Raw genomic sequence first — 25,966 nt, 5'->3', positions numbered from 1 at the left:
ATCCGGGATTTATCAAAGACGGGCATTCATTGATTTCGGACAGCCGCTGAGTTACGTGCGGGACACTTAGGCATCATCAGGGGGCGGGCGATGCCGACGAAGGCACAAATCGAGAAACGGCGATGGTGGATTGGCACCTCGCTCGCTGTTGCGAGCCTCGCGGTGGCTGTATGGCAGTGCTCAAATCCACCACCAGCCCCGAGTGGACCAGAAATGACGCCTGCTAGCGCGGCGGCCACCGATGCGGACAAACCGGAGCCTCTGCTCAAAAAAATTCCATTTCAGTCTCCCGTGACGATGCCATCCGGGCATTGGGCAAGACTCGAGCCACTTTCGCCCGAGAAGGGCCTATCAGCTACAGCGCGCGCATCCCTCATCACGCAGACCGCTATCTTGTTTCAGCAAAAGGTGGTTGGCCCCGATAAAGTTCAGGGCTTTATGAGCATCGACACTGATGACTGTACGGATTGGAACTCGCCTATTTGGAGCGAGGGCGTTGAGAAATACCGTAGCCAGTTTGAAGAGCTGTCTGATGAAGATCTAATTGCACTGAATAGACAGTTGAACACCATGCCATCACCTGCTCGCGAGGACGTTAAGCAGAAGAATGATTGCTTGGATCGCATGATGGATGTTTTGACGACGCTGCAAGGACGCGACATTGATAAGTAGCGTTCAATATTTCTAGATATTAATGAACTCATATTTTTCAAGAGCGACTGATTGTTCCGTCACTCTGGTACGATGGAGCCGATAGCTGGCGCTTTGTACTTATGTTATGTGCCGAGTTAGCGGCTTCTTTGGAGGGATTGAGTTGGGTAGCACGTGCGTAAGCGTCCTAGCATTTCTGTGGGCGCTCAAGATAAACTGGGAAGCCTGGTCGGCAATTGGCACGGTTGCGGCGGCGTTCTTGGCAATGTGGTTGCCTGGAAGGGCGGCCCAGAAAGAATGGAAGCGTCAGGATGAGATCAGGGAGAAAGATCTCGCACGAGCCAAGAAAGAAAAGAATGATGTGATCCGGGAGGTCACTTCGAGTGTGGCGCGGATACTCTCGTATCGAAACGCCGCAATCGCGATTTGCGATGCCGACAACGTCTATGGGGTAGGCTTCCTAGCGATCGAACGCATAAATCAGAACTCCAGAACCTATCTTGAGATGTTAGAGATTCTTGAAAATCGTCCGGAGCTGACTGACGGTGCGATCTATTCCGCGATATTCGCTAAAAGGATTGCTCAAGTAGTGATTGAGCAAACTTCCGTTAGCAACAATGGCTGGAACTGGAATGAGCGCAGCAATGTCCTGAGAGCATACGACACGGTCGCGGAGATGACCGAGGCTCGAAACAGAAAGGCTCGAATTGATGCGGGCTGCAAGCCAGATTCGAGCGTGGCCGATTTAATTGGTGCAAAGTACAAGGCGGTTGCTGAAGCGATAGCAGCATCCAGAAAAGCCGATAGCGGCGAGCCTATCATTACAGTCACAGACGAGTACTACTGATTTCAGAAATGAACTAAAGGCGTATAAGAGAAATTACTCGATGTATCGGCCGAACTCAATCATGAGCCGGATAGGCGGACAAATTCATATTTTCTTGGAAGCTCAGTATGATTGACATAATTCCCCTGAGGCTATCTCAGTATACTTCTTTAGAAATTCCTTTATCGTAATGACATAATCCGAATATGCGAAATCACTAGCTTACAATTCCTCGCAGATACACGTCCAGCGATCTGGCTCTGGCCTCGGCCTTCGGCGGCGTGTTGATTTCGCACTCCCAAACAACGATCACGTTCCATCCCTCGTTGCGAAGCTGTTCGAGATTGCGTCCATCGCGCTCGACATTTCGATTGAACTTTTCGATCCAAAACTCGGTGTTCGACTTTGGCGTCGTTGCGACCTTGCATCCCTGATGGCGATGCCAGAAGCAGCCATGCACGAAGATTACGGTCCGGTACTTAGGCAGGACGATATCGGGTTTGCCGGCAAGGTGCTTGCCATGGAGCCGAAAGCGAAATCCTAGGCGATGAAGTTCCCTCCGCAACGCGACTTCTGGCTTGGTATCGCGCGACCTGATTCGGGACATTCGTTCTGATCGCTGGGCAGGCGTCAGGGTATCGACCATTACCTATATCTCATTCGCGCTCCTCTGCGCAACAAGTTCGAAGAACGGTAGCCCGCGGACCACCTCGCCCGGGACATCGAAGGACTTGTAAAGGCATTGGTGGACTTGAAGCGACTTTACGCGCTCGGCAAGCTCCGCTGAGCCGCCGGTTAGGCCCAGCGCCGACAACTCAGCTGGCGTCACATTAGGTACCTTGTGAATGAACCAACTCAGCAGCGGCTCGCGGTAATCCGTCGAATTCACCTTAAAATGCCGCAAGTATTGCGAGGCGAGGATAACTCCGGTGCCGAACTCGCGACCTTGCAACAGCAACTTCCGCAGCACGTCGAATTCGTACCGCATAATATTGTCTGCCTCGTCCACCAGCAGATAGGAATCGACTGCACGGAGCTGCGGTTCGGTGCCGATGAACGGTCGCTTCGGCGTCCGCAGCATGTTTTCGTAGAACATGTTCAGCATCACTGCGACTAGCATGTTCTTGCTCCGGTCATCCTGACCGAGGGCATCAAGGGATACGACCACAACACCGTCGAGGAACTCGTCGAAGGGTATAGTGTCACTGGTACTTGAGGCAAACACCTCCATGTCGACCAGGTCATCGATAATCGCCATCGGGGAGTCCGACCTGCCGTCGAGCAGTTCTCCATATGCCGTATGCACGTCGTAGAGCGTCGGCTGCTGGCCCGGCAGGCAACTCTCGTAGGCCGCCTTAACAGCCTTCTTGAGCTTGTCGCGCTGGACCGGCCCTATCCCGGAGTAAATCTTGTCGAGGACGTCCGCGAAGAAGCGGAAGCGATCCAACCAAGGAGCCGCGGCCTCGCCCATCGCTGACGTGTCAAACAAGTTCAGTGGGAGACGATAGGGCCGGACGACCCGCGCACCCGTCGCCTCCACAAAGTCCGGGCTGCTGTAGTCTCGCTTGTAGTCGAAGATCAGGAAGCGCGGCTTGATGCCGCGGTTGCCGGCGGTGGAATCGCTGATCTGGAGGATTAACGACTTCAGGAGCTGCGTCTTGCCGGTACCGAGATCGCCGACGACTCCCATGTTCAACTGGTTTAGCCGAGTGTCGGAAATGTTGAGCGACAGGTCGGCCGGCTGGAAGCTGTCGACGGTCCTGCCGATCGACAAGATCACCCCCGTCGACGCATCTGGGGCGACCGCGGGCGCTTCAACCTCAATCGGTACTGCCTGCGCGGCGTCGACGACTGCGGCATCCGCGACGCCAGCCTCCGCCCCCGTCGGAATTGCCGCCTCTTCCACCTCTGCGATGCCCTCGTCCGTGGACCTGATCGCAACCGATCGCGTGACCGCTTCGGCACCCGTGGGGAACAAGTCCCAATGTCCTACGCGCGCGCGGACGCCCTCATAGAACTCCAAGGGATTACCGGACACGATTTGGCCACCGTCAGCACTTCCGATCGTTATCGTCTCGTCGAACCCGTCGCCATCGCGATCCCGGACGCCACTGCGGGCGCTGTCGTCGACGATGATAAGTCGCCCGCGTTGGTCAATCGAGACGCATGGCTTGGGATCGAGGATCGCGGCCGCGACCTGCTCGTGCAACACCGACCAATGCGTCTCCTTGCCTTGGATGTCGGGGTGCTGGCTATACACGCGCATCCCGAAGCCGATGATCGACAGCAACAGATGTTGAAAGCCCAGCGTCCATGCGACCGGCTGCCCTTCATGCGGTAACATGCTCGACAACAATCGCGAAAAAGTCCGGGCCTGCTCCAAGGCGTCGTTGATCTCGGCGGCAGGAAATACGGATCCGGGCCGGCATTTTACCTCGACCGGCGTTAGATGGACACGGACACCGCCATTCGTGGCCTTCATGCCGACGACAAGGAGGTCCGGCCGCGAGAGCGATGCGTCCTTTCGCTCGTGGCCCAGCGACTTGGCCAAGTCGGAGAAATAGCCGCGGAATGGGTCCACGGGCACGATGATGCACGCCGAGACCCCGTCCCCATCGACGTCGAGCACGGGGACAAGACTGTCGCCTATGTTCGAGAGGCGAAACCGATCTTGCAGCATTCGCACGGCGACGAAGAGGCCAAGATCGCCTGTCGCCCCAGTGTTATCGCCAGCCAGGCCGCGAATTGTAGGAATGCCTCGTCGAGCTATTTCCAGCAAAACATCTTGGATCTTGGAGGAGTCGATTGCCGCGCAGCCAGGCAACTTGGACAGTGCCTTAGACAGCGCCTCTCGGTCGGCATCCTTGACCTTCGACAAGAGGTAGTAGCCGTTAGTGTCGCCGGCTCGATGGGAATACGATGGCATGTCGTAGTCCCAAAGATACGCGCCCTCTAGCCATCCCCCTAGGAAGCAGGCCGGGTCGATCGCCGAGGAGGAAGCCGCGACGAAGTCCGTCTTTCGCGTTTCCAGCATGTCCCTGACGACGTTTACGTTCGGCGCAAACCGCAGCCCCGTCCGGCGCTCGCCCAGGCTTTCAACCGTGGCCACGCAAGTAGCGACCTTGTCGGCCAGCACGTCGCCGGACGCGGTGGACAAGGATGATTGACGCGTTTCGCTGAGAAACGCTCCTGGTAGCTGCCTCCGCACGCGGTGGCGGAGCAATCCGCCAAGGCCAAGCGGCGATCTTCCGGAAACCTCTGCGGCGCTCGGCTCCGACATGTCAAGTTGAGCGATGATACCAAGGTCGGGCCTGGCATTCGGCGGCTGGCCCTCGAACCACCGAACACTGTTCCTAGTATCCTCGGTCAAGTTCGCGATCGTTGCGTCGTCCGGCCGCGAAAGACTGTCCCGATGATCATAGATATCGACGAACCTGCGGCCGGCGGCCTGCCTTGTCGCTCGCGTCGTTTGTTCGCGGTACCGCTCGGAGCACCACGTCAAAAGGCCCTCGTTACAAGCGTCAGTTGTGCCGCCAGCACTCGAAACGACTACGCCGATGGATGTCTTCGCAGATAGCAAGCCCGAGACGTCATCTAATGACCTAGCGACCTGCGCTGCGCTGAATCCAACCGAAATCCCGCCTACTGAAATTCCGAATGCCTCGCCGAACGGAGCAAGCCTGGACCGTTGGGGAAGGCGACCGAGGCGATCACCATTCCAAAGGACGGACCAATAGTCCGTGCCATTCTCCACGGCGAGGAAGTCGACCTTCTCGATGCCTCCGGGGGATCGAAGGGAGAGGGACAACAGGTCGGGGATGCAATCGGGATCGAGCACGCTAACGGCGGGACATGGGTTGCCGCCCTCGTCCGCTTCTAGCAGCACGCTCTGCGCGACGGCATGCCAAGCCATCCTCAATGGATGCAAGGGCGACAACAGGATCGCGTCGGGGACACGCGAGATCGTCTTGCGGTCATCCTCAAGCGAGGTGACGACTGCGACATCAACCCAGCATGCGACGTCCGGATCTGATGCGAGCCAAGCCTGGTAGGCATCGAGGTACCGCTCGACCAGCGTCCGGAATTCGTCGTCGGTGGAAAGCCACTTCCCCAACTCCGCCGCCTCGACGAGGCCCGTTTGGTCGCCGATGCCGCGAACGCGCGCCGCGATCGCCTGGCGCGCCTCGATGAACCCGTCGGGCGGTGCGAACTCCGATGCATGGGGGCGCGGGTCTTGCAAGAAGCGCCCTTGAGAGAAGATCGGCCCGGTCCCTACCCCCCAGGCAGGCTGCACCCAGGCGTCGACGTAGTCGTCCGCGAGGACAATCGGGAGATATGACCGCGGCACGGCGTCTTCCGACAACATCCAATCTTGCAAGCTGGAAGCGCGCGCACTTCGATTCAACTGGACGACCGGCTTCGCCTCGGAAGGCTCGATAACTCGTCTGTTCGCCCTAATCAGTCGCTCGAATTCACTGCGGCAACCTTGCTCGACGACTTCCTCGACCACAAGGAAAACGCGACAAGTCTCCGCGGAGACAGATCCGTCCGGGAGCGACTTCGTGAAGCTAATGTCGACTTGGTAGTTGGTATCGGCTTCGACCTCGACTTGGTGGAAGCCCTCGCGGATAGCGCGCACGTCCAGCTCTTGGCGTCCGTCTGGACGATCATGGACCTCGTCGGAAACCCCAAAGGCGACTGGATCGACCTCAACGCCGGGGGAGGTGAGCACCAACAATTCGTAGCGACCGCCACCTGGAACGGTAAGACTCGTCTCCAATGCCGGCGAGCCCTTGGGGGCCCGCGAAGGCTTCTTCGGCGGCGCCATTTTGCGGGCTAGTCGGCACGCGACCACGATGCCTGGTTGCCATGTCGCGAGGGAAATGACCTTCACGGCGCCGGGCTTGAAGTTCTCCGCGGAAGCCGAATAGCGGATCGGCGACTTGTGCGATGGAGGAGCTTGATCGACGAAGACGCTCTCCGGCTTCTCGCCTGCAATTACGTTCCCAACGTTGTTGCCCTTTCCGCGCTCAATGGAAACAACTGTAGCAACGGCATCCGGACCGACGGCCTCGAACGTCAAGGCCACGCTGGATTCCACGATGAACGGCATGCCCTTCGCGACCGGGATTAGGCCATTCGAGCAACCCATCTTGATGTCGCCCTGCGCCGCTGCATCTTCCGTCAGCAGTTCGGACCATTTCTCGACGGTCAAAGCTCGCCACCAGTTTTGCGCGCATTCAAGCTCTAAGCCGCCGCTTGAAGCGTAGTACGCAGGCGTCGCGCGCTCGAAGGCCGTCGGAAGTATCCCGCCGTCCTTCAAGTGGCCTAGAAAGGCATCGAGATGGCGACTGTCCTCGTCGGAAGCGCTCTCCTGGGCCCTCCGGATGCCTGGGCCAAAGCCATCCGCCATTGCGTCAGCAACCTTCTCCAGGATTGCTGCCTGCTCCTTGGCCGACAGCGAGCCATCCCGCATTGGTGGCATGCCACATGCCAGGCTCAGCAGTTGCGTGCCGGAAAGACCTTCTCGGCCTGGCTCAATCGAGAATAGTCGTGAAATCGTTTTCCAGGCAGCCAGGCGCTGCGTCCGATCCTCGTCCATTTCATCCGCGGCCGACGCCGATCGCGACAAGAGGTCGCGGGCTTCTTCCCGTTGTACCGGATCGGATATGCCGGCATTCGTTATGCCGACGTTGACTATCTCCTGTAGAAACCCATCTGCCCACCAGTCCTCGAACGGCACGTTCCCGCCGTTGCTAGTCGCCGCGACCCCGAACTCGTCTGTCGTGGAGGTGACGGAGCGCATGCTGTGTTGACCAGGAGGCACGAGCGCCAGGAAGATCGGCTTACGCGGAGAATTCCGCAAGTTGAGGAGGTGGGTATCGTCACATCGTCCCGACGCGCCGATGGCAGGATTTACCTCGCCAGCCTGAAGCATAGGGAGCTGGAGTAGGATCGGCACGGCCGACTGCTCGGCACCTGAGACGAGGGTATCGAAGACGCCTGCCATCACCTCCATCGGCGGGCCGTGAAAAATCAGCCTCACCTCTCCCTCGGCAGACTGGGAAAGCTTGTCGCGGATCAGGTTTGCGATGTGGGTGGCAAGGCGACTCATCCGGCGAAATCCTGCGTAATTTCAAACGGTGGAACCAAGAGCATTCCACTCTCCGCATCTGGACTATCTAGGACCAGGCCGAGCATCCTAAGTTGGTGGCCGAGGTCATTCGTGGCGATGTCCCTATGGTCGACGATTGCACCGTAGCCTGCGAGGTGTTGGGAGAGGCGGCGAACCGACCGGGGACCGCTGGTTCCAGCCAGGGCGCAATGGACGAGCGCCAACACGCTGACCGGCCCAAGACCGACTACCCATGGGCTGGCATTACTCGTCCCGCGCTTGCGCAGCGCGTAGCCTTGATCATAGCCCCGAAGGATGGGATTGGCGGCTTGGCGCTGCCCGAGAACGTGGCGCGCGAATTCCATGATGTTGGAGCCGATGCCCTTCTTGCAAAGAAGCGTCCGGGTTTCGCGCTCGGAAACTTCGTCCAGTAGCTCCTTAATCGCCGAAATCTGTCCAGCTGATAGGCAACGCAGGCTTTCGCACGTCGCCGCGACGGACTGGGCCGATGATAGCGGCTGGCAAGAAATGCCCGCCTCCTGCAATGTCCAGAGCGCGGCGTTCATCCCCAATCGGGCTTGGAGGAAAGCTGATGCCCGATCCTTGATCCCGGGCAACGCCCTATCGCCATAGGAAAGGAACTGGAACCTCTGCGGGAACATCGCCGTTCTTGTTTCGGTCTCGCCAACGGGACCACCTCCATCGAGCGACGAGCGAATACAATTCCATGTTCGCGCATGCACGTCGCAAAGCCATGTAACATGGGCGACGGCTGCGATCCGAACTATGGCTTCCAGGAGGCTTGTCCACTGCCTCCTGGTCATTGCATCCTTCGCTGCGATGATAGCCGACAGGTCGCGGACGAAGCGACCGGCAGGATATTGCAACCCACTGCGGTCAGCAGGGTCGAGCGTGCCCCTCTCGGTCACTTCGAACTCCGCCCAACTGGACTCTGGGCACCAGGACGACATTTCTTGCTGCAGGAAGCGGGCAAAAACATCGTCTTCCTCGGAGACGGACAGGCCCTCGAATAGCGCGGTCCAAGTTGCCGCTGCGGCGGCATCGTTTGGCGAGCCGAGCCAGACCATGCGGCGCACAAGCGCGCCGGCTGGCCATGAGTTGCTGCTCAATCTTGCGGAGCCCGAGAACACCGCTGCCTGCGGAACGAGCGGCGTGACCTGCACGAACCGCTTCGATGACTGGTTCGGTAGTTTTGGGCTTTCGAGAATCGAATGCAGCAACAAATGGAATGTGTCCGCGTCGAGCGCAGCGTCATCGGGCTTTCGCGACCGGTCGCGGCTGCGCTGGACTTCCCTGTCCAATTCACGGCCCCGCTGCGGGACCGTGCGCTCCGATGAGCCCTCTAGTCCTACGTGTCTGTACAACGACGACAAGATTACTTCGGAACTTGCATACTCTGGAGCCGGCGACATCGCCAAGACCGAGTCTTGGTATGCTGAATGGGAAGTGCGCCAGGGTTCATCCCGGAATTTCGCGAGAGTCACCGCGATGCCCCTTCCTTGCGAACGCCAAAGCCCGACCGTCGCTGGACGACGGAAGTGTCAGTCGAGCCGATCCTGATGCGCGCCCTGTCAAGGATGATCTTGTCGCGAACGATCGGGCCAGAAAGTCGCGCGCGCGTTGTGTCCAGAAGTGCCAGCACCGTGCGCGGTAGCGAAGCCATGGACATGCCTTGCTCCAGTTCCCTGACGGCCTTGAATAGATCATAGGTTAGGGCAATAGGCTGCCCGGACCGACCATCTCCAACCATGAGGAAGCAGATTGGGGATGCTGGCCGACCAACCGTATCGATCTCCAGGGGCTGCACAGACCGCGATGGGACGATCAGCGTCGCCCGCCTTATGGCTGGTGGGAGGGGCTGGCCGAAGGTCGTCGTCAGGGAAATCTCAAAGTCCTGATTCCGGTTCAGGAGCTGTTCTACCTCCTGGGCGACGTCGAAGAGGTCATCGCCCGCGGTGTCCTCGATAACTCGCTGGAAGTCAGCGAGGATCGGCGCGTCTAGCGCCGCCGCGGTGCGCGTGCCGAAGGATCGCCTGACCAGCCGGCATGCGAAATCCCTTACTAAGCGCTGGACGTTTGTGGCTGATGCCGGCCGCTTGCGCCGTACGCCTCCAAGAGAGAGGTCGCCATCGAGCTTCGCCAGTCGTTCCAGAAGGTCCACTTCTGGCCGCGTGAGGACTTGCAGCCGGCGAACGTAGTCCAACCCCTCGGCCACCGAGCGGCTAAAGCGAACGTCTAGCTCCCTCAAGGCAAACCTTGAATTTGTCGTCGCCTGGATTTCCATGTCTGGGTCGGCCAGCGCTGGATCCAGCTGAATGGAGAGTCCCTCAAGCGTGTCCGCTATCATCGCTGGAAGGTAGGGAGAACGCCGCGACGACAGGAACCAGGCCAAGCCCATGGCGGTGTTGTCGTCTTCCATGTCGAGGTCCTTGAGCTCGCGAAGCAGTGCCGGCCCGGCCTCGCGGTCCCAGGAATGAAACAAGGCGTGCTGGTACTGCGCAGCAACAAGCTGGAAGATTGCTGTCGACTGTTCCTTCGACGGTTTTGCTCCCCTCCGGGCTTGTTCGTCTTGGAGGACTTGCTTGGCCGCCCACTCGCAGGGTTCTAGAGCAGCGTCGCGAGGGGTCACGCGGTGCCCAGCAAGCAGATATGACGCGAGGGTAAAGAGATCGCGGAAACTCCAACGCTTACCGCTCGCCACCTCGTACCACCGAAGCATTTTCAGCAGCGAGCCTTCTTCCCGCTCACGCGCCAAGCGCTCCCGACTCCCGCAGAACGGACAGGTCGCGCCGCCGGCACAACTTCCGGGGGATAGCCACATCCGGCTATCGAGCGCGGTTCGCAACAAGCTGCGAGCCGGCTCCTCTCCTGCCTTTTCAGGCGACAGGAGAAGAGATTCAGCGTCCATCGGCCAAACCGCCACGGTCGGGAAGCCATCGAGTGGCCAGCATCGGGCGGCGTTGGGCGAAAGGCTCACAGCCCGCGTCACTGCTTCAAGCAGGTTGAGCGAGCGCTCCCTATTCGTGTCGATTGCTTCGATCAGCGCGTCATCCAGCACGCCGCGGTTGACACAGCAGAGGTAGGCCTCTCCGGTGGTCGATGCTTCGGAACTCTCCAGTTCATCGAGCAGGAGCTGGGCCGCCGTGCGACCGGCAGCATCGACTACTGCGGATGCGTCTTGCACGATCGACAGTCCGAGCGTCGCCTTACCCTCGTTCGAGCCGCCGTCGGCAAGGACCCGCACGACCCGAGGAACGGCGGTTCCCTCCGCTGGGAAGAACGCTTGGCGAAGACCGGCAATCAATTCGCCACCACATTGCAGGGAGGCGTCTAGCCACCCTACCGTCGACTCGATCGCCTCGGTCTTACCGTTCCCAGGCCCTCCAACTAGCAGGAGAATCCGCGGCGTCTCGTTGGGTCGTGAGGCGATGTCCGAAGTCCACTGCTCCAATCTATGAAGTAGGTTCGTCTCGAACACTGCTTTGCCGGGCCGGCCGCTGCTTGAATCGAAAAGGCGCCGGACACCACCGGACCGATTGCCAGCCCAATTGAGCAACTGCGCCGGATAAGGCGCCGCACCTTCGACCGTCATTCGTCCCCCTTAGGCTGTGGCCGCGATCGGCATTGCTTCCACTGACTTGCCGAATACAGACTTCGTAACCGCGACCTCCTCTAGCAGGTCGCGTACAGCAGCGCCGATAGCGCGAGCAAGGTACGGAGGTACAGCGTTCCCGACTTGGGTGTAGCGAGGGCATTCCTTGGTCCTGCGCTCGCCCCCGGTAGTGTACTTGCCCTTGAATGCGAACCAGTCAGGGAAGGACTGGAGACGCGCATATTCCCGCACTGTCAGGATTCGAGGCTCGGAATAGTGCAAGATGTCGTCGGGAAGCGTCGTGACGGTCGGGGCTGGCTCTCCGCTCGCCATTGGATAGATGCGGTGCTTCTTGAGGCCGTAGGTCTTACGGCTCTCGTCGTCCATACGAACCCCGCGCCGACACTCTGCCAAGATTCGCGCGAACCGTTCCCTTACGTCGTCGCGATGACGTGCTAATCGCATGCTGTCCATCGGACCCTCGTGTCCCTCGTGCATGAGCCATTGGTATCGCGTGGCTGGACCGTCGTATGGGACTTCCTTGGCTGGACGCGAAAGCGCGGGGTCATGGCAATCCACCAAGCCTTTTCCACCCACTTCGAGATCGGACAGCGCGTCGCTAGCGCTGACGGCGCTAGGAAGGCCAAGTTCCTTCAACTGCCTCACACGGGCCTCTTCGAGCAATTCAAAAATTCGCCCCAGACCGCCGTCCAGCCATTCGCACAGGTCGCGGCGAACGCCGACCGCTATTAGGCGGGAACGGCGCTGCGGGACACCAAAGCGCGACGAATCTACGAGAACCGCCGCGACCTCGTATTCTGCGACGCGCAGCCGCTCCACAAGCCGATCATAAAACGACTTTGGCTTCTCTGCCAGCGAACCTGGGATTGGAAGATCGACCACGTTCCTGCGGGCGTGAGCGACTTTCATTCCGGGCACGTTTTCGAGGATAAGCGCCTGCGGCTGTAAGGCCTCGACTACCTCGACGTACCGCTCGAACAAGAGATTCCGGGGATCGTCTTCCACCCTCCGCCCTGCGAAACTGAAACCTTGGCAAGGGGGGCCTCCCGCCAGAACGTCGATTTTCCCTCCAAGCTTCGCCAGATCGGAACGGTGCTTGTCCAGTAGCTGCTCAATGTCCCAAGCCTGGCGGGAGAGCCAGTCTGGCCAAGAAAATCGACGGCCCTTGGCCGCTTTTGAAAGGAAATTGGCCGAGAAAGTATCGAACGCCATCGGATCGCGTTCGATCGCAAAAACCCCCTGCAAGCCAGCTTGCGACAGGCCGAGCGAAAATCCACCACAGCCCGAAAACAAATCACCAAATGTATAGGTTCTCATTCCCCGCCTGGCCCCGATAGAGGAGAAATCATCCTTGCGTTGCTTTTGAACTAAAGCATTATTCAAGCTTGATGTCTCAGAAAATTCAGTCCGTTTCGCCCCTAACCGACCGACGGTCCCCATAGCAATCTCCTCGACGTGACGCCACTCAGCTGGACGCTTTTCCAGATTTCGACGGCAGAACATATAGGGAACATATCACGGGTTTCGGCGAGTTAGAATCACTTTTCTCGCCCGCTGGGTTGCGGGATGACGGCTTGGCCAAGCTTATCGGACAGCTTGCCCCTCCCCCGTCATCCTAACCAATAGCTGTCCAATCGCATCATTAGCCGAGATGACCGCTTCGTCATCAAGGTGCGCATAGCGCGCCGTCATCTGCAGCGACGCGTGACCCAGCAACTTGCCGATCATCGGCAGAGTTTCCGACATAGTCGCGGCATGGCTCGCAAAATTATGACGGAGATCGTGCATCCGCACGTGTGAGAGACCGGCCGCCAAGCGAGCCTTACGAAAGACGCCGTCGAGGCTTGCTACGGTTAACTGACGATCTCCGATCCTGAAAACCCAAGGGACCGTCGGGTGCCTGGCGATGGAAGACAGAACCCCCTCCGCTTCCGCGCCCATCCATACCGTGCGGGGGCCGGTCTTGGCGTCGTGGAGCAAGAGGCGACGCCCTTTCACCTCATCCCAGCCTAAGCCGCAGATTTCGGATTTTCTGCAACCCGTGAGAGCGACCAGCTTTATCGCCGCGACCTGCATCGGTGCAACGGCCTCCAGGTCGGCGAGTGCCTGACCAAAGCGCGCCAGTTCATCAGCCGTAAGCAGGCATTGATGCTTGTGCAGGCGGTGGCGCTTGATCTCGGTACAGGGGTTCGCTCTGCCCGGCAGCACTCCCCACGCTTCGGCCTTGTTGAATAGCGCGCATAGCAGTTCAAGCGCGCGGTTCGCGGCCGCCGGCCCCGAGTTCGCGGTGATCGCCGCGAACCAGCGCGCAACATCCGCGACCTCGATTTTGTCCAGAAAGCGCCGTGGGAACGCACCCGTCAGATGGTTTCGGTAGTAGGCATTCCGAGACAACGTTGATGCTTTCCATCTTGGGGAAATCTTATCCCAAAACTCCTGCAAAAACTGTTCATAGAGTGGCATGCGCCTAGTTACGACTTTGTCGTCGCCATGGCTTTCGCCCGTCTGCATGCGCAGAAGAATTCGGCGCGCCACATCGAGCGCCTGCGCGCGCGAAAGCACACGGGCATTGCCGATCGTCAGTGTTCGATTTCGGCCTTCTGATCTGGCCTGTACGACGTACACCTTCCGGCCCGAGCTGTAGGATCGCAGTCCGAAGCATGGCAGGTCTTTTGCCCACTGCGTGTATCTCTTGCCTGGCGCGTTTCGCCCTGCGTCATCGGCAGGCAAACCCAGCGAGGCAAGCTCCTGGACGAGAATGGCTTTGAGCGTAAGAGCGTTCATGCTGTCGGCTCCATTTTTCCAGCGATCGAAGCGCAGACGCGTGCTGCGGCCTCGGAAACCACATCATCAGCCAGGTGCGCATATCGAGCCGTGGTTTCAGGAAGGGCATGGCCCAGAAGCTTGCTGATCAGCGTCAGCGGAATGCCATCGCGGATCGCGACGGATGCAAAGCTGTGGCGCAGATCATGCAACCGGACGTTGCTGAGGCCTGCCCGCGTCCGCAAGTCCATCCACGCCGGATTGACGTTGTACGGTAGGCTCGGCCGTCGTCGGGACGGGAATATCAGGCCTGTGGCATTCTCACCCCGGAGGTCGTCGAGGATCGCCGCCGCTGGGGCGTTCAAATAGACGACCTTCGCCCCGGTTTTGCTATCAGGCAGGAAGATGCGTGGGGGCTTCACCCATTCCCATTCCAGGCCCGCGATTTCGCCGACGCGGGCACCGGTATAGATCAGCAACCGGATGAGCTGGACGGCAGCCGGGTACTCCCGTTCCCCCTCTCTCAGGACGGCGGCAAGCGCACGATATTCTGCAGGGCTCAAGTAGCGCTCGAGGAGCTTGCGCTTGTAGCGCGCGATGCCCTTGCAGGGGTTCGAGCCCCGCTTGCGATAGCCGAGCAATTCGGCCTGCTGGAACATCGCCGAGAGCACCGGCACAGCCCGGTTGAACATGGCTGGCTCATGGGCCATCGCATCACGCCAACGAGCGACGTCACTGACCTGCCCCGCCGCCACGGCTATGGAGCCAAAGAATGGCAGGATGTCTCTGCGCAGCGCATGCTCGTTGCGAGCCGTAGTAGACGGCTTCCAACCGCCCTTACGCAGGCCAATGAACTCCGCCGCAAACTCTTCGAACGTGAGCCCTTTTCCGGGCCTCTCTTTCGGCTTCTGAGGCAGGCCATCTAGCGCTACCTCCTGCAGGATTCTGAGAGCTTCCCGGCGTGCCTGGCGCGCCGTCATTTTCGGCACACTCCCTAGCGTCTTGAACCGCTCCATTCCGCGCTCACGATACCGAACAATCCAGCTCTTGTGCCCACTAGGACGACAGCGCAGGCCGAAGGCCGGCACTTCTGTATCCCACAGGATTGTCACAGTTTTCGGCGGCTTACGCAGTGCGTGGTACGCATATAGCCTGCAGGGTCGCTTTTTTGCCTTCTCTAGCCCGCCGGAATCCTTGGTCTTGGCACGCAACTGGCCTGCGGCAACTGTCCAACCTCTCGTGTTTTCAGCAGCGGCATCGCTTGATTTTACTTGATTTTTTACCCTGCTTTTACGGTTTTTCCGTGTAGGGTGTGCAAAAAATAGGAACTTGAAGCCTTGCCATTGCCGATGTTTCCCTGATGGTTCTTGACGACAAAATAGATACCCTTGTGGGACGCGGCAGCCGCTAGGCTGAACCGCAATTTATTCATGGAATGAACTCCATAGGGTCGCCAGATCGGTGTAAAAACAAGTCAAACTCGTGCAATATCCATCTCGATCATCGCTCGCATTTCGGCAATGATCCCAGGCGACATTTCTGTCCTGGAAGGTGCGAAACCATGTCGAAGATCGAACGCGAAAGAGCTGCCTTGCGACAAGCGGAGGTCGAGCTCGAGGAACGGCGTAAGCGCCTCGAGGAGATGGAGCGCGAAGAGGAGGAACGCGAGCTTCAGAAGCTCGTGAAACGGCTCTCGACCGACAAGGCGATTTCAGTTTTGAAATGCGCCGTTGAACTGGGTTCGAAACGCGCGCTCGAGGCGCTGGAATCTGCAATCGGCACGGCTTCGAAGAAGCCGGCGGCCGAGGCGGCATAGGCCGCGAGAGCAGATTGCAAAATGAAGGGCGCCGGAGCTTGCTCCGACGCCCTTTCCATAGGACGATTTCAGCGGTCTCAGGCCCAAGCCAGGTGCGGGAGTTGGTCGCCGCAATCGGTGTCGCAAAAACGCACGAGATAATCGAAAATGTGGCTGAGCTTGCATCGATCAAAACGATAGCAGGTTGCGGGATCGTGAAGTTTCTGGCGGACCGTCGCCAGCGGGATCGAGGGCACCTCCCCGGCTTCGAAACCAAGACATTCCAGAACGCGCTCTGCCTGCTCAAACGTGACCGCGATCGGCGGTGAGAGTGCGATGTTGGGGCTGACCTGAAGCTGCGGTTCGTCAGCAGTGGATGCCCGGCTTACACGGATAGCCCGGCCGAGAAACTGGGCCTCCTCGATTATCGCCAGAATGTCCTCGCGATCGCCCAGCGCGCTGGCAAACGTAGCGATCGGCACGGCATTGGCGTTGTGTTCGAAATTGAAAGCCGTGCCGTCCATCTCGCCATCGTCGGGCATGGCGTAGCGGCCTGCTGACTGAAGGATAACGCGCAGTGCGGCCAGCTCCCGGGCATTGAGGGTGGCAGGCTTCGAGTGAAGGGGTGATTCCGTATCGACAATGCGGAACATGGCGGGCATCGATCGTCTCCAGCTGATAGGCTGGCCTTTCCCCTCCCTCTCCTCTTTTCATCGCCAGTTCGGCGCGTGCTGCTCGCAATTCTTGACGCTCCACCGTGGTACCGTGGGACGATGCGAAGCGACGCGCCGCAGCGTCCATGTCGCAAGCAATCAACCTCTCCACTCGTGCTGCGCAGGCGAGCCGAGGCGATACTCCTGGACCGCGAAAGCGGGCCGGTGCGAGCCTGCCGGCGGTGCCGTGATCCGGCGCCGGCGGACCGCGCGAAGCGAGACGGCCGCAGGGCCGTCAGCGAGCAAGGGACCGCCGCGCCGGCCACCGCCCTCGCCGCACGCGTTCGACCTCTCCGCTCGCGCTACGCAGGCGAGCCGGGGCGATGCACCTGGACCGCGAAGGCGGGCCGGTGCGAGCATGCCGGCGATGCCGTGATCCGGCGCCGGCAGCCCGCGCGAAGCGAAACGGCCGTGGGGCCGTCAGCGAGCAAGGGACTGCCGCGCCGGCCACTGACCGTGCCGCTGGCTAGCGACCTATCGGGCGTCCGAACATGCGAAGAAGGGCCACCCGGTCGCCCGGATGACCCTCCAATATTTCGCGCGGGCGCTGAGCCTCGTCAGCTGATGATTTTGACGTATCCGGCGATCGTGCCTGCCAGGAGTATCAAGGTGCCCTGAGCGATGAGGACCCACTTCATCACGTCGATGGACGTTTGGATCCCCGCAAACTTGCCCTCGAATTTCCCATCGATTCCTGCGATTTTCCCATCGACGCCTGAGATTTTTCCATCGAGACCCGCCATGCGTGCCTCGATGCCTTTGAAACCGGCATCGAGTTTCGCTTCGATGATGCTCTGCATCGCGGTGATGCGATCATCGTAGTGCTTCATGGCTTCTGCGACGGCCATCTCGATGTGTTCCTCGAAGGCGTGCACCACCCGCTCGGCGGCTTCGTCCGAGATATTAGCGGACTTCAGCGCTCTGAACAACGAAACCTGCATGATCGTTCCTCCTGTGTCTTGATGACGCAAGGGATCAGGTCGGCCGTGCCGGGTGGTGTCAGGGACCGCGTAGCGGCCGCGTCAGCGGCGGTAGGGGAAACGATTTTCCCGCAGGGAAAATGGTGGGCCCCTGCCGTCCTTGAGACCACCCGGCACGGCCGACAGACTGGGCCGACTAGAGAGAGATTTTCCCTCTCGGTTTGCTCGCGAGCGATCTGCCCAGAGGGCATGTCGCGACCGCGACGAAGGGGCTCGATGCCCCTGCAGTCGCGCCCCAGGGCAACAGATAGAGAGAGGGAGGCCCGGGCGAATGCCCGAGCCTCCCGATGGGCGCTCACGCCCGGTTGGAGAACTGCTCCGGACGCTGATCGGTGAGCCGGCGGATGTGCAGCGGAACGCCTGCCTGGCGAAGGCGCTGCGCGAGGTTGGACTGGATGCCCGAACCTTCGCAGACGATCGCCTCGACCGGCCGCAGCTTGACCAGGTTTTCGTTGCGGAGGAAGGCGGCGCGGTTTCCGTGGGCGCGGTTGGGGATGAAGCTGATCGCTTTGACCTTGCGGGCCTGCGCCCATGCGGTGGCGGTGGCGTCGACGCCCTTGCGCATCCCGGTCGTGGCGAGGACCATTTCCGGGATACGGGCCTGGATGTCGTCGAGGATGTCCCAGAGCATCTCGTGGTCGTGCCACTGCTGACCGCCCGACACGACGACCATCGGACCGGTCGGTGCGTGCTCTTCGTTGCGCTGGCGGTTTCGTGCGGCCAGGAAGTCGCGTGCGTTGATCTGCGAGGCGGTGACCCCGCCCCGTGAAATCTGCGAGCCGCGCGTTGCGGTGAAGGGCTTTCCGGTCTCGACCCGATAGACGGCCGATGCGTGGTCGCGCATGGCTTCCAGCGCTTCGCGGCAACCCTGCAGGGTCTGGCAGAGGAGCTGCGTTTCCTCCATCTCGACGGCGTGGATTTCCGACGGATCGTAGTTGCGGGCGAGCTCTCCCAGCTTCTTGGCGGCGTCGTCTTCGCGTCCCTCGGCGATACGGGCGGTCATATGGAAGGAGTTGACCATTCCCCAGACGATCTGCTGCGCGAACTCCTCCATGCGGGTGTCGCGAAAGACGTCGAAGATCGTGCCAACGGCGAGTTCCACGGCCGCGCGAGCCATGTCCGGATCGGGCATTTCGGAGGCAATCGGCGCATCCATGACCGTCAGCTTGGCCAGCTCGCTGTGCTCGATGAAGGCGCCGTCATAGCTCTGCTCGTGGGATTCATCGGAACGGGCGATGCGCTCGTTGGCAACGTGGGCGGCGAGGTCGGCGAAGTTGTTGAACTGGGTCATGATAAGCCTCCGATTGTCCGTCATCGTCTTGATGACCCTCATCATCAGGCACGTGGCGGTCAGGAGGTCAGGGACGGCCGCAGGCCGCCGCGAAGCGGGCCGTGGGGGAACCGATTTTCTCGGCATCCTGGAGCGAAGCGGAAGGGTGTCGTGAAAATTGGGGGGACCGCGGATCCTTGACGGACGCCAACCGACGCGTGCCACACTTGGCCTACAGTGTGAGAATAAATAGAATTGTGCTCTCCCCGCGCCCCGCGCGCGGCAGTGCGTTTGGCGCGACGTCGGTGGCGCGGCCGCCCCCGCAAGTCTGATCGTCACCCGCAGGGCCGAGACCCGCTTGCGGGGCTCGGTGGAGCTTGGGCTTTGAGCGAGCCGGCCCTTGGGCCGGCGATGCGCTGAAGCCCTAGCGGAATAGAGCAGCGGTGCCGCGCAGCGGCATGCGCCGTCCCCTTTCCTGCTTCCCTTCAACACATACGCGATATCGGAACCTGAGCGCGATCCCCATCCCCAGATCTTCCCCGACATCTACTGGCCAACGGCCGCACGGCGCCCCTTGAACTATGAGGTCCAAGTCTTCAGCACGCCCATCGTCAGACAGGCCATTTGAGGTGGGGTGCAAATCCATCTGCAGATCTGGGACACCCCAGATTCTCGATCCTGCAGGCGGCCTGCGTGTAAGGCAGGGCGACAAGCACGGTTCAGATCGCTCCGGCGGGCAGCATGTAACTTGGCCACCCGCCATAGCGAGATCCATCCGGCTGCATCGGTCGGGCAAGATCGCCGTCAGGCCGCCAGGTGCGACAGCCCGCTCAGCGCTGATCCGAGCGCTTCCATGTTGACCAGATGCTCGAGATACAGGTGCCCCCACGCAAGCTCTTCGGCGATACGCTCGTCGTCGACAACGAGCTGCCACCGCTGGCCAGGGCCTAGGCTTCCAACATCGAGGGAGGCGAGCAGTTGGGCCCGGCGATCTGCGAACCGCTCCAAGTCCCTGAGGCATTGTGCCGCGCGATCGAAGTCGCGCTGCGATGTGATGGCAAAGTCCTTCATGACGGTGCTCTCCTGTCCGGGACGCAACAGAAAGGGCGGCGCTGCGCGCCGCCCTCGTTCGGTTCAGAGAAACTCGACTTCTTCGGCGATGATCTCGCAGCCGTAGCGCGTCTGGCCATCACCGTCGGTCCAGCGGGTGTAGTGGATGCGGCCAATCACCGCGAGCAGATCGCCCTTGTGCTTATGGTTGCGAACACCGATGCCCATGCCGTTGAAGATCGTGACCTTGTGGAACTCGGCGTCCTTGAGGGGAAAGCCGGTTACGGGGTCCTTTTGAACCTTGCCTTCGCGGATGCGCGGGCGCTCGGTCACCAGGGTGAGTTCGGTGATCCGGGTGTCGCCGCGATCGCGGGCGACGGGGTCCTTGGCAAGACGACCGACGAGGTTGACGTTGTTCATTTTCCTAAGCCTCCAGTTGAACCGGTGGATCGTCCGCCGGTGCCCCTGATGAGCCCCTGGGCGGGGGCTGACCCACCGGAGCGAAGCGAAGGGAAACCCCTAAGGACCGGGGTGGTGCGGGCAGCCCGCGAAGCGGGCAACACGGCCCGGGACGCCGGGGTTGGGGCGGCTCCTGAGCAGGGGCAAGGGGCACTACCGAGGCGGTCGGCCCACCGGTTCAACTGGAGGCTTCTTTCGAGATGAACGACTTCTCGCTGGATCGCCGCTGACCGTCAGGCGGTGAGGTAGCCATTCCCGGCGACCAGGATCCACGCTTGCCGGCCCGTTGGCCACTGGCGTTCTGATCTGGGAAGCGCAAAAATCCGGAACACACGCTATCAAGACGAGCATCCGGGAATCCAGAGAACGGTAGAAAATCGCTGTTCAGTGAATATAGACTTATTGGCAAATATACGCTAGATCATGCTTATTCACTGGACAGAAAATATGCTGAAACTCGAAAATGAAGAACAGGAGCTACTGGATGGGCTCGTCGATGCGATCGGCGGGTTGCCCGAAGGACAAGCCTGGATCGCAGAGCGGGAGGTCGCACTCACGCCGCGCGGTAGTCGAGTCGATGCCATTATCGAGGCAATCATCGCGGGTCAGTCGCTTCAGCTTCTAGTCGAAGCCAAGCGCGAGGCCTTTCCACGCGACGTGCGCCAGGCGGTCTGGCAGCTCCGCAACCACCTCGCTCATCAGAACGACGCCGAACGCGAGGTGGTGCCCTTCTTCATCGCGCGCGCCATCTCACCGGGCGCACGCGAGATCCTGCGGGAGGAGAAGATCGGATTTTACGACCTGGGCGGGACGCTCTACATACCGGCACCGAACACCTTCATTTATATCGATCGCCCCGTTCCGCCCAAGGACAGCAAGGCATTCCGGGCAATTTTCCAAGGCCAGCGCGCCCGCGTGGTCCAGGAAATCTTCGCGAGACGCGCCGACTGGGTGAGCGTCAAGCAGATCGCCGAGGATGCCGAAGTCTCGCCCGCCACGGCATCCGAAACGCTCAGCGAAATGGAGCGGCGTGAATGGGTCGAGGTCGAAGGCGCCGGGCCTTCGAAACTGCGCCGGTTGCGCGCACCGACACTTGTCCTCGACGCCTGGGCCGATTTCCTCGCCGATCAAAAGCCGCCGAAGTTCGACCGCTACTATGTCTCGAGCGCCAATGCCGAGGACCTCGCCCAAAAGCTCGATCGAGCGTGCGATGAAGCTAATGCTGCTTATGCTGTCACCTCGGAGGCGGCCGCACAGGCTTATGCGCCTTATCTCTCGAGCGTCTCTCAGATCCGCTGCCGGATCGTCCCCGGACCACACCGCGATCGCGCACTCGAACGTCTGCATGCCCGCCCGGTTTCGGAAGGCTGGAACCTGGCCGTGATCGAAACCAGGGCTCGGGGTGATGTCACCGTCGGCGAGCGGATCGACGAGATCGCCCTCGCGCCGCCGCTGCAGGTCTATCTCGACCTGCTGCAGGGCTCTGGGCGAGCCAAGGAGATGGCCGCCCATCTCCGCACAGAAAGGCTCGAGCAGTAATGGCCAAGCCCCGTACCATCGGCGGCTATGGCGCCGCTGTCACCGAAGGCTGCGAGCGGGTTCTCGTCACGCTACTGCGCGGGCTCGGCCCGTGGAAGGATTCGGTCTTCCTTATCGGCGGGCTCGCACCGCGCTATATCATTACCGCCCGGCCGCCGGCCGTCCCGCAGCATGCAGGGACCGGTGATGTCGACATCGTCGTCGACATCGCCATGCTTACCGACACGAAGGCCTATCAGACGCTCGAGAATAATCTTCGTGCGATGGGCTTCGATCGTGCGGAGAACGACGCCGGCAAGAAGCAGTCCTGGCGCTGGAAAGCGCAGATCGACGGTCGCGCAACGATGGTCATCGAATTTCTGGCGGACGCGCCCGAACTCAGCGGTGGACGCGTGACCGAGCTGCCTACCGAGGGCAACGTGACCGCGATCAACATCCCACATGCCTCAATGGTCTTCGACCTCCATGATCAGGTTGAGATCACCGCCGAGCTGCTCAATGGCGGTGGCCGCGCGACGGAGGTGGTACGTTTTGCCGACATCGTCAGCTTCACCTGCCTCAAGGCGTTCGCATTCGATCAGCGGGCTGAGCCCAAGGACGCGCATGACCTCGTCTATTGCCTGGAGCATTACGAGGGAGGCCAGGAAGCCCTCTATGGCGCGTTTAGCGCTGCTATGGAGGGAGAGCATGGCGCTGTGATCCGAGAGGCCCTCGGCCGTCTCGCGGTCCGTTTCAGCGACGCCAATCCTGACGAGAGCTATCTGCGCGACGGTCCCACTGCCGTGGCGCGCTTCGAGGATGACGACGCCGACGTGGAGACTGAGCCCGAGCCGCGCGACCGGCGCATTCTACGTCAGCGGCGTGCGGCCGACGTGATGAAGGAATTTCTGGCTGCGCTCGATCAAGCGGAGTCAAAATAAGGAAGGGATGGCGCTGAAGCTGGCCATGGAACCACTACTTCGCCCCAAGTCGGTCCGATCAGCAGCGAACTTTCAAATGTGATGAGGGATGAATAGAAAGACCCGCCGCTCCGGAAGACCGGAGGGCGGGCCTTTCAATCGACGCCGGAGGCGCGTCACTTATGCGGGTTCGAACTCCTTCTGCTTGCCGCGCGCGGGCGTCTTGGGAGCGGGCGCCGTGCTGTCACCGAGACCGTCGCCACCCGCGGCCGGGTCGACGACCTGATCACCTTCAGGCTCCGCCGGCGGCATCGGCGGCAGAGCGCCATCACCCGACGCTGCGGGCATCTCGCGCTTGCGCTGCGGGCGCCGCCAGCTGACGTTGAAGCTCTCGTCTTCCTGCTTGAAGACCGCGATATCGAGCGGCGCCGCAAGGCTCGGATCGTCGAGCCGGCCCGAGTAGAAGCTCTCGCCGGTGCCGCTTGCCGAGTATTCCCACAGCGCGCCGATCTTCACCCAGGTCCGACGATCGGCCGAGAGGCCCATAACATCGAAAACCGGTGCGCGTTCGTTGTTCGAGACCACTCCCCGCAGCGCGACGACTGCGTTGAAGCCCAGCGTTACGATGCGACCAACCGGAGTGCCCTGCTCGTTCGCCTTCAGATTACCAATGTTCATGCTCATGCCACTTCTCCTGATGAGTCCGAAACCCAATGTCCGAACCACAATCCTCTTTCCCCCTCCTCCCCCGGGCCCTTCGGCCCGGCCCGCGCGAACGCGCGTATCCGCCGCGCCGGTCAGGCGCGGCGTCGCTGGCTTGGCGGTGAGGGTGAAATAGGCCGAGCGGCGCAGCCGCTCAGACAGCCATTGTCCGTCTGCCAAGGGGAAGGGAAAACGCGCAAAAGAGAGGGCGGCCCCGGCGGGGGAGCTAAGGCCGCCCCAGGGAAAGGAAACACTGCGTGGTCATGCAGTGCCCTTCGGGTCGCATGCATTTTGTACGCATTCGAAAATTGTCCGGACAGTATAAATGCGACGAAATACTTAGTTACGCCCGTAATGGAGGCAACAGATGTTATCGCATGTTAACTACACATTCCGACCAAGGTTACATGATACGCTCAAGTGTCCAGACTGATATCGAACAGCCAGCCATTGACGGAGAGCATCTCGTTCTCGCTCCGATCGTATGCCTCAAAAGTGCCATCAAGGTCCGTATCGGGCTTGATGAGCAATTCGAGCGTATGCTGCGAGCTGTCAGCGATCACGGCCTTCGTAAAGCCCGCGGCAATCGCGGACGCTTCAGCGTCGACTACCGGCGGAAATTCAGGAGAATGAAAATTGCTATCCATGACTAAGGCTCCGAGATCATCGGTCGGCGATCGCAATGTCGGCGCGCACCCTCGACGCTGTTAATCGCAATACTGATCTTCTGTGTCGCTTTGGGAGTGCCGGCTTCGCGAAGGAGTTTGCGGGCCCGTCTCATAAGTTGCAAGGCTTCGTCTATCTGGCGCTTCGCGCGCGGACTTGCGGGTGTGAGGGGGCGCATCAGTAGTCCTCCCTGGCCATGATGGTGATGACCCTGCGGGTGACCGATGCATCTGCAGGATCATCCGATCCAAATTCGAGGCAGAGGTCGTAGTAATCGATTTTGAGACAGGCCTGCACGCCGTCGATCTCGAAGCTGGAGAAGTCCCTCTCGGGCGAGCTCGAAGTGAAGGTGCATTCTCGAGCTGCTTTCATGACCCTCGCCTGTGCGACAACGTCGCCAGGAAACGTTCCGTCCGAAATCTGCGCCAGCAGATTTGCGGTTATGACTATCCTGGCGGTGCGGTCGAGACCTTGGCGGGCTCGATCGTTGAGCCGGGCGATCGTCTCTGTCGTTGCTTGGGTGGTAGCGAGCATGGCCGTTCCTTTCAGCTAGATCGCCGCGGCCCTCCCACTCCACCTTTGATCCCCTGCGCAGAAATTCCTCGCGTTACATGACACCGCCACGCGCTTCTTCAGACCCTCTTCGAGCGTGAAAGCGCTGCAGCCAGGTCTCGAGCGAGGGTCTGTTGTCGAGATCGTAGTGGGCGGCCATCTCCTGGAAGCGCACCAACGAGGTCGGGGCAGAGGCAACTATCTCGTCGATCTCGGCCTCGGGGAGCAGGCGCTCTACACGAATGAAGTCCGTCATCCTGCCAGGCTTGGTTTTCGTCGATCGTCGCCAAAGACCTTCGACGGTCTGCAACCGCGGGGCCGCGCGGGCTTCAATGAGGACAATCATGCGCAACCAGTAGGCGGGCAGTGCCCGCACCTCGTCGGGCTTCATCGCGGTGCAGAACACGCAGCTCGACTTGGGCGGAACCGGGAGACCCTCGGCGCGGATGCGATCCTCGCAGGCCTGTCGATTCCATCCCCAGTCTCGCAGCGGGTAGCGATTGTCGAAGAATGGATCGGCGATCGTCGCGGCATGGGCGTAGCGTTGCCCATCCCGCTTCCCGGCGTCGTAGCCAATGTAGCGGGTTACCTTCTCGCCGCGCGCCCACGTGTCGATCGCCGGTTGCCACCGCTTGATGAAGGCCTCCTGGGGCGCCGCCTTGTATTTGAGCGAGCAGGACGATCGTCCGAACGCGATGCTGGGAAGGCAGCCGTTCGTGAGGAGTGAGCCTGCAAGATCGGCATAGGGCGGGTAGTTCTTGAAGCGCTTGGTGACGTAGCGCACGACATGGAATTCGATGTCGCGCCTCGCCATCCAGTCGCGCATGATTTCGAGATAGGCGTAGGTCTCAGGTTTCTCGGCGCCGGGATCGGCGGTCAGCACGAGATCGGGCGGTCGGCCTTGGCTCACGAGCTCGGGGAGAAGCGCGGTCGAGTCCACGCCGACGCCGTAGGAAAGCACGGCCCGCGGACGCGCAAGCGAGAGGAAGTCGATCGGCCTTCGCGGACGGCCCGATGTCATTGGCGGAGGGGCGATCGCGTTCATGAAAGCACCATCGCGGTCGCGGCGGACCAATCGTAGTCGGGAAGCTCTTCGACCTGCGGACCGTCACAGTCCCACATGATCCAGTCGCACCCTTCGCGCTTTGCGACGTGAATAGCGGACCGGATCTCAGCCGGCACACCGTCGTCTTCCGTGATGCCTACGTCATCACAGACGTACATGAACCAACCATAGTCTCCCTTGTCATAGCAGGCCCACGGACAGTTCGGGATCCACTCCTTTGCCGTCTTCGGGCTCATGTGAACGGTGCCAAGCACCATCATTTTCGCGATTTCCATGCGAAGCTCCT

22 protein-coding genes are annotated in these 25,966 nt (G+C 60.7%); 5 read left to right on the top strand and 17 right to left on the bottom strand.

Annotated elements, in window-relative coordinates; genetic code table 11:
- Window positions 1–90 precede the first annotated feature (90 nt).
- Both OLX23_RS23105 and OLX23_RS23100 read left to right on the top strand, forming a co-directional pair.
- Window positions 91–672, top strand: coding sequence for a hypothetical protein (locus tag OLX23_RS23105; RefSeq protein ID WP_264447619.1), 582 nt, complete (start codon window positions 91–93; stop codon window positions 670–672).
- A 142-nt stretch (window positions 673–814) separates the two neighbouring features.
- A complete protein-coding gene (locus OLX23_RS23100) occupies window positions 815–1,498 on the top strand; it encodes a hypothetical protein (RefSeq protein WP_264447617.1) in 684 nt (227 codons plus the stop codon).
- Window positions 1,499–1,694: 196 nt separating this feature from the next.
- On the opposite strand, the gene OLX23_RS23095 is transcribed toward OLX23_RS23100, so the two are convergent.
- The 7 genes from OLX23_RS23095 to OLX23_RS23065 all read right to left on the bottom strand — a co-directional run bounded on the left by OLX23_RS23095 (window position 1,695) and on the right by OLX23_RS23065 (window position 15,101).
- Window positions 1,695–2,123 carry a very short patch repair endonuclease gene (locus OLX23_RS23095; protein WP_264447615.1) on the bottom strand — a complete coding sequence of 143 codons (429 nt, stop codon included), beginning with the start codon at window positions 2,121–2,123 and terminating at the stop codon, window positions 1,695–1,697.
- Between the two features lie 3 nt (window positions 2,124–2,126).
- Window positions 2,127–7,592, bottom strand: a complete 5,466-nt coding sequence (locus OLX23_RS23090) for a hypothetical protein (RefSeq protein WP_264447613.1) — start codon at window positions 7,590–7,592, stop codon at window positions 2,127–2,129.
- Window positions 7,589–8,914 (bottom strand): hypothetical protein, encoded by a 1,326-nt coding sequence (locus OLX23_RS23085; RefSeq protein ID WP_264447611.1) that lies wholly within the window; start codon window positions 8,912–8,914, stop codon window positions 7,589–7,591. Before OLX23_RS23085 ends, OLX23_RS23090 begins: the two co-directional genes overlap by 4 nt.
- Window positions 8,915–9,093: 179 nt before the next feature.
- Complete coding sequence (locus OLX23_RS23080) at window positions 9,094–11,205, bottom strand: hypothetical protein (RefSeq protein ID WP_264447610.1); 2,112 nt, start codon at window positions 11,203–11,205, stop codon at window positions 9,094–9,096.
- Window positions 11,206–11,214: 9 nt separating this feature from the next.
- The gene (locus OLX23_RS23075) at window positions 11,215–12,666 is read right to left on the bottom strand and encodes a DNA cytosine methyltransferase (RefSeq protein WP_264447609.1); all 1,452 of its coding nucleotides are present in this window, start codon (window positions 12,664–12,666) and stop codon (window positions 11,215–11,217) included.
- A 144-nt stretch (window positions 12,667–12,810) separates the two neighbouring features.
- Window positions 12,811–14,010: a site-specific integrase gene (locus OLX23_RS23070; protein WP_264447608.1), complete on the bottom strand. Its 1,200-nt coding sequence runs from the start codon at window positions 14,008–14,010 to the stop codon at window positions 12,811–12,813.
- A complete protein-coding gene (locus OLX23_RS23065; protein ID WP_413629929.1) occupies window positions 14,007–15,101 on the bottom strand; it encodes a tyrosine-type recombinase/integrase in 1,095 nt (364 codons plus the stop codon). Before OLX23_RS23065 ends, OLX23_RS23070 begins: the two co-directional genes overlap by 4 nt.
- Before the next feature lie 449 nt (window positions 15,102–15,550).
- Between OLX23_RS23065 and OLX23_RS23060 the strand changes: the two genes are divergently transcribed.
- Window positions 15,551–15,805 (top strand): hypothetical protein, encoded by a 255-nt coding sequence (locus tag OLX23_RS23060; RefSeq protein WP_264447606.1) that lies wholly within the window; start codon window positions 15,551–15,553, stop codon window positions 15,803–15,805.
- A gap of 77 nt (window positions 15,806–15,882) precedes the next feature.
- Here OLX23_RS23060 and OLX23_RS23055 read toward each other — a convergent pair whose 3' ends face one another.
- From OLX23_RS23055 to OLX23_RS23035, 5 genes are all read right to left on the bottom strand, one after another.
- The gene (locus OLX23_RS23055; RefSeq protein ID WP_264447605.1) at window positions 15,883–16,446 is read right to left on the bottom strand and encodes a hypothetical protein; all 564 of its coding nucleotides are present in this window, start codon (window positions 16,444–16,446) and stop codon (window positions 15,883–15,885) included.
- A gap of 608 nt (window positions 16,447–17,054) precedes the next feature.
- Complete coding sequence (locus tag OLX23_RS23050) at window positions 17,055–17,438, bottom strand: hypothetical protein (protein WP_264447604.1); 384 nt, start codon at window positions 17,436–17,438, stop codon at window positions 17,055–17,057.
- Between the two features lie 334 nt (window positions 17,439–17,772).
- Window positions 17,773–18,768, bottom strand: coding sequence for a DUF2493 domain-containing protein (locus tag OLX23_RS23045; protein WP_264447603.1), 996 nt, complete (start codon window positions 18,766–18,768; stop codon window positions 17,773–17,775).
- Window positions 18,769–19,551: 783 nt separating this feature from the next.
- Window positions 19,552–19,818 carry a hypothetical protein gene (locus OLX23_RS23040; protein ID WP_264447602.1) on the bottom strand — a complete coding sequence of 89 codons (267 nt, stop codon included), beginning with the start codon at window positions 19,816–19,818 and terminating at the stop codon, window positions 19,552–19,554.
- A 63-nt stretch (window positions 19,819–19,881) separates the two neighbouring features.
- Window positions 19,882–20,217 carry a single-stranded DNA-binding protein gene (locus OLX23_RS23035; protein ID WP_264447601.1) on the bottom strand — a complete coding sequence of 112 codons (336 nt, stop codon included), beginning with the start codon at window positions 20,215–20,217 and terminating at the stop codon, window positions 19,882–19,884.
- A gap of 486 nt (window positions 20,218–20,703) precedes the next feature.
- Between OLX23_RS23035 and OLX23_RS23030 the strand changes: the two genes are divergently transcribed.
- Both OLX23_RS23030 and OLX23_RS23025 read left to right on the top strand, forming a co-directional pair.
- Complete coding sequence (locus tag OLX23_RS23030) at window positions 20,704–21,795, top strand: hypothetical protein (protein WP_264447599.1); 1,092 nt, start codon at window positions 20,704–20,706, stop codon at window positions 21,793–21,795.
- Complete coding sequence (locus OLX23_RS23025; RefSeq protein ID WP_264447598.1) at window positions 21,795–22,715, top strand: antitoxin; 921 nt, start codon at window positions 21,795–21,797, stop codon at window positions 22,713–22,715. Before OLX23_RS23030 ends, OLX23_RS23025 begins: the two co-directional genes overlap by 1 nt.
- A gap of 159 nt (window positions 22,716–22,874) precedes the next feature.
- Here the strand turns inward: OLX23_RS23025 and OLX23_RS23020 are convergent, their stop codons facing one another.
- The 5 genes from OLX23_RS23020 to OLX23_RS23000 form a co-directional block, all read right to left on the bottom strand.
- A complete protein-coding gene (locus tag OLX23_RS23020; RefSeq protein WP_264447597.1) occupies window positions 22,875–23,378 on the bottom strand; it encodes a DUF736 domain-containing protein in 504 nt (167 codons plus the stop codon).
- Window positions 23,379–23,812: 434 nt separating this feature from the next.
- Window positions 23,813–24,043, bottom strand: a complete 231-nt coding sequence (locus OLX23_RS23015; protein WP_264447595.1) for a hypothetical protein — start codon at window positions 24,041–24,043, stop codon at window positions 23,813–23,815.
- A 196-nt stretch (window positions 24,044–24,239) separates the two neighbouring features.
- Window positions 24,240–24,596: a DUF3768 domain-containing protein gene (locus OLX23_RS23010; RefSeq protein WP_264447593.1), complete on the bottom strand. Its 357-nt coding sequence runs from the start codon at window positions 24,594–24,596 to the stop codon at window positions 24,240–24,242.
- Between the two features lie 73 nt (window positions 24,597–24,669).
- Window positions 24,670–25,659 carry a hypothetical protein gene (locus OLX23_RS23005; protein ID WP_413629927.1) on the bottom strand — a complete coding sequence of 330 codons (990 nt, stop codon included), beginning with the start codon at window positions 25,657–25,659 and terminating at the stop codon, window positions 24,670–24,672.
- Window positions 25,656–25,955, bottom strand: coding sequence for a hypothetical protein (locus OLX23_RS23000; protein ID WP_264447591.1), 300 nt, complete (start codon window positions 25,953–25,955; stop codon window positions 25,656–25,658). Before OLX23_RS23000 ends, OLX23_RS23005 begins: the two co-directional genes overlap by 4 nt.
- Window positions 25,956–25,966: the final 11 nt, after the last annotated feature.

It is taken from the genome of Novosphingobium sp. JCM 18896 (assembly GCF_025938095.1).
Lineage (GTDB): Bacteria > Pseudomonadota > Alphaproteobacteria > Sphingomonadales > Sphingomonadaceae > Novosphingobium.
Note: the sequence above shows the minus strand (reverse complement) of the source record. Positions and strands in the feature narration are given on the sequence as shown.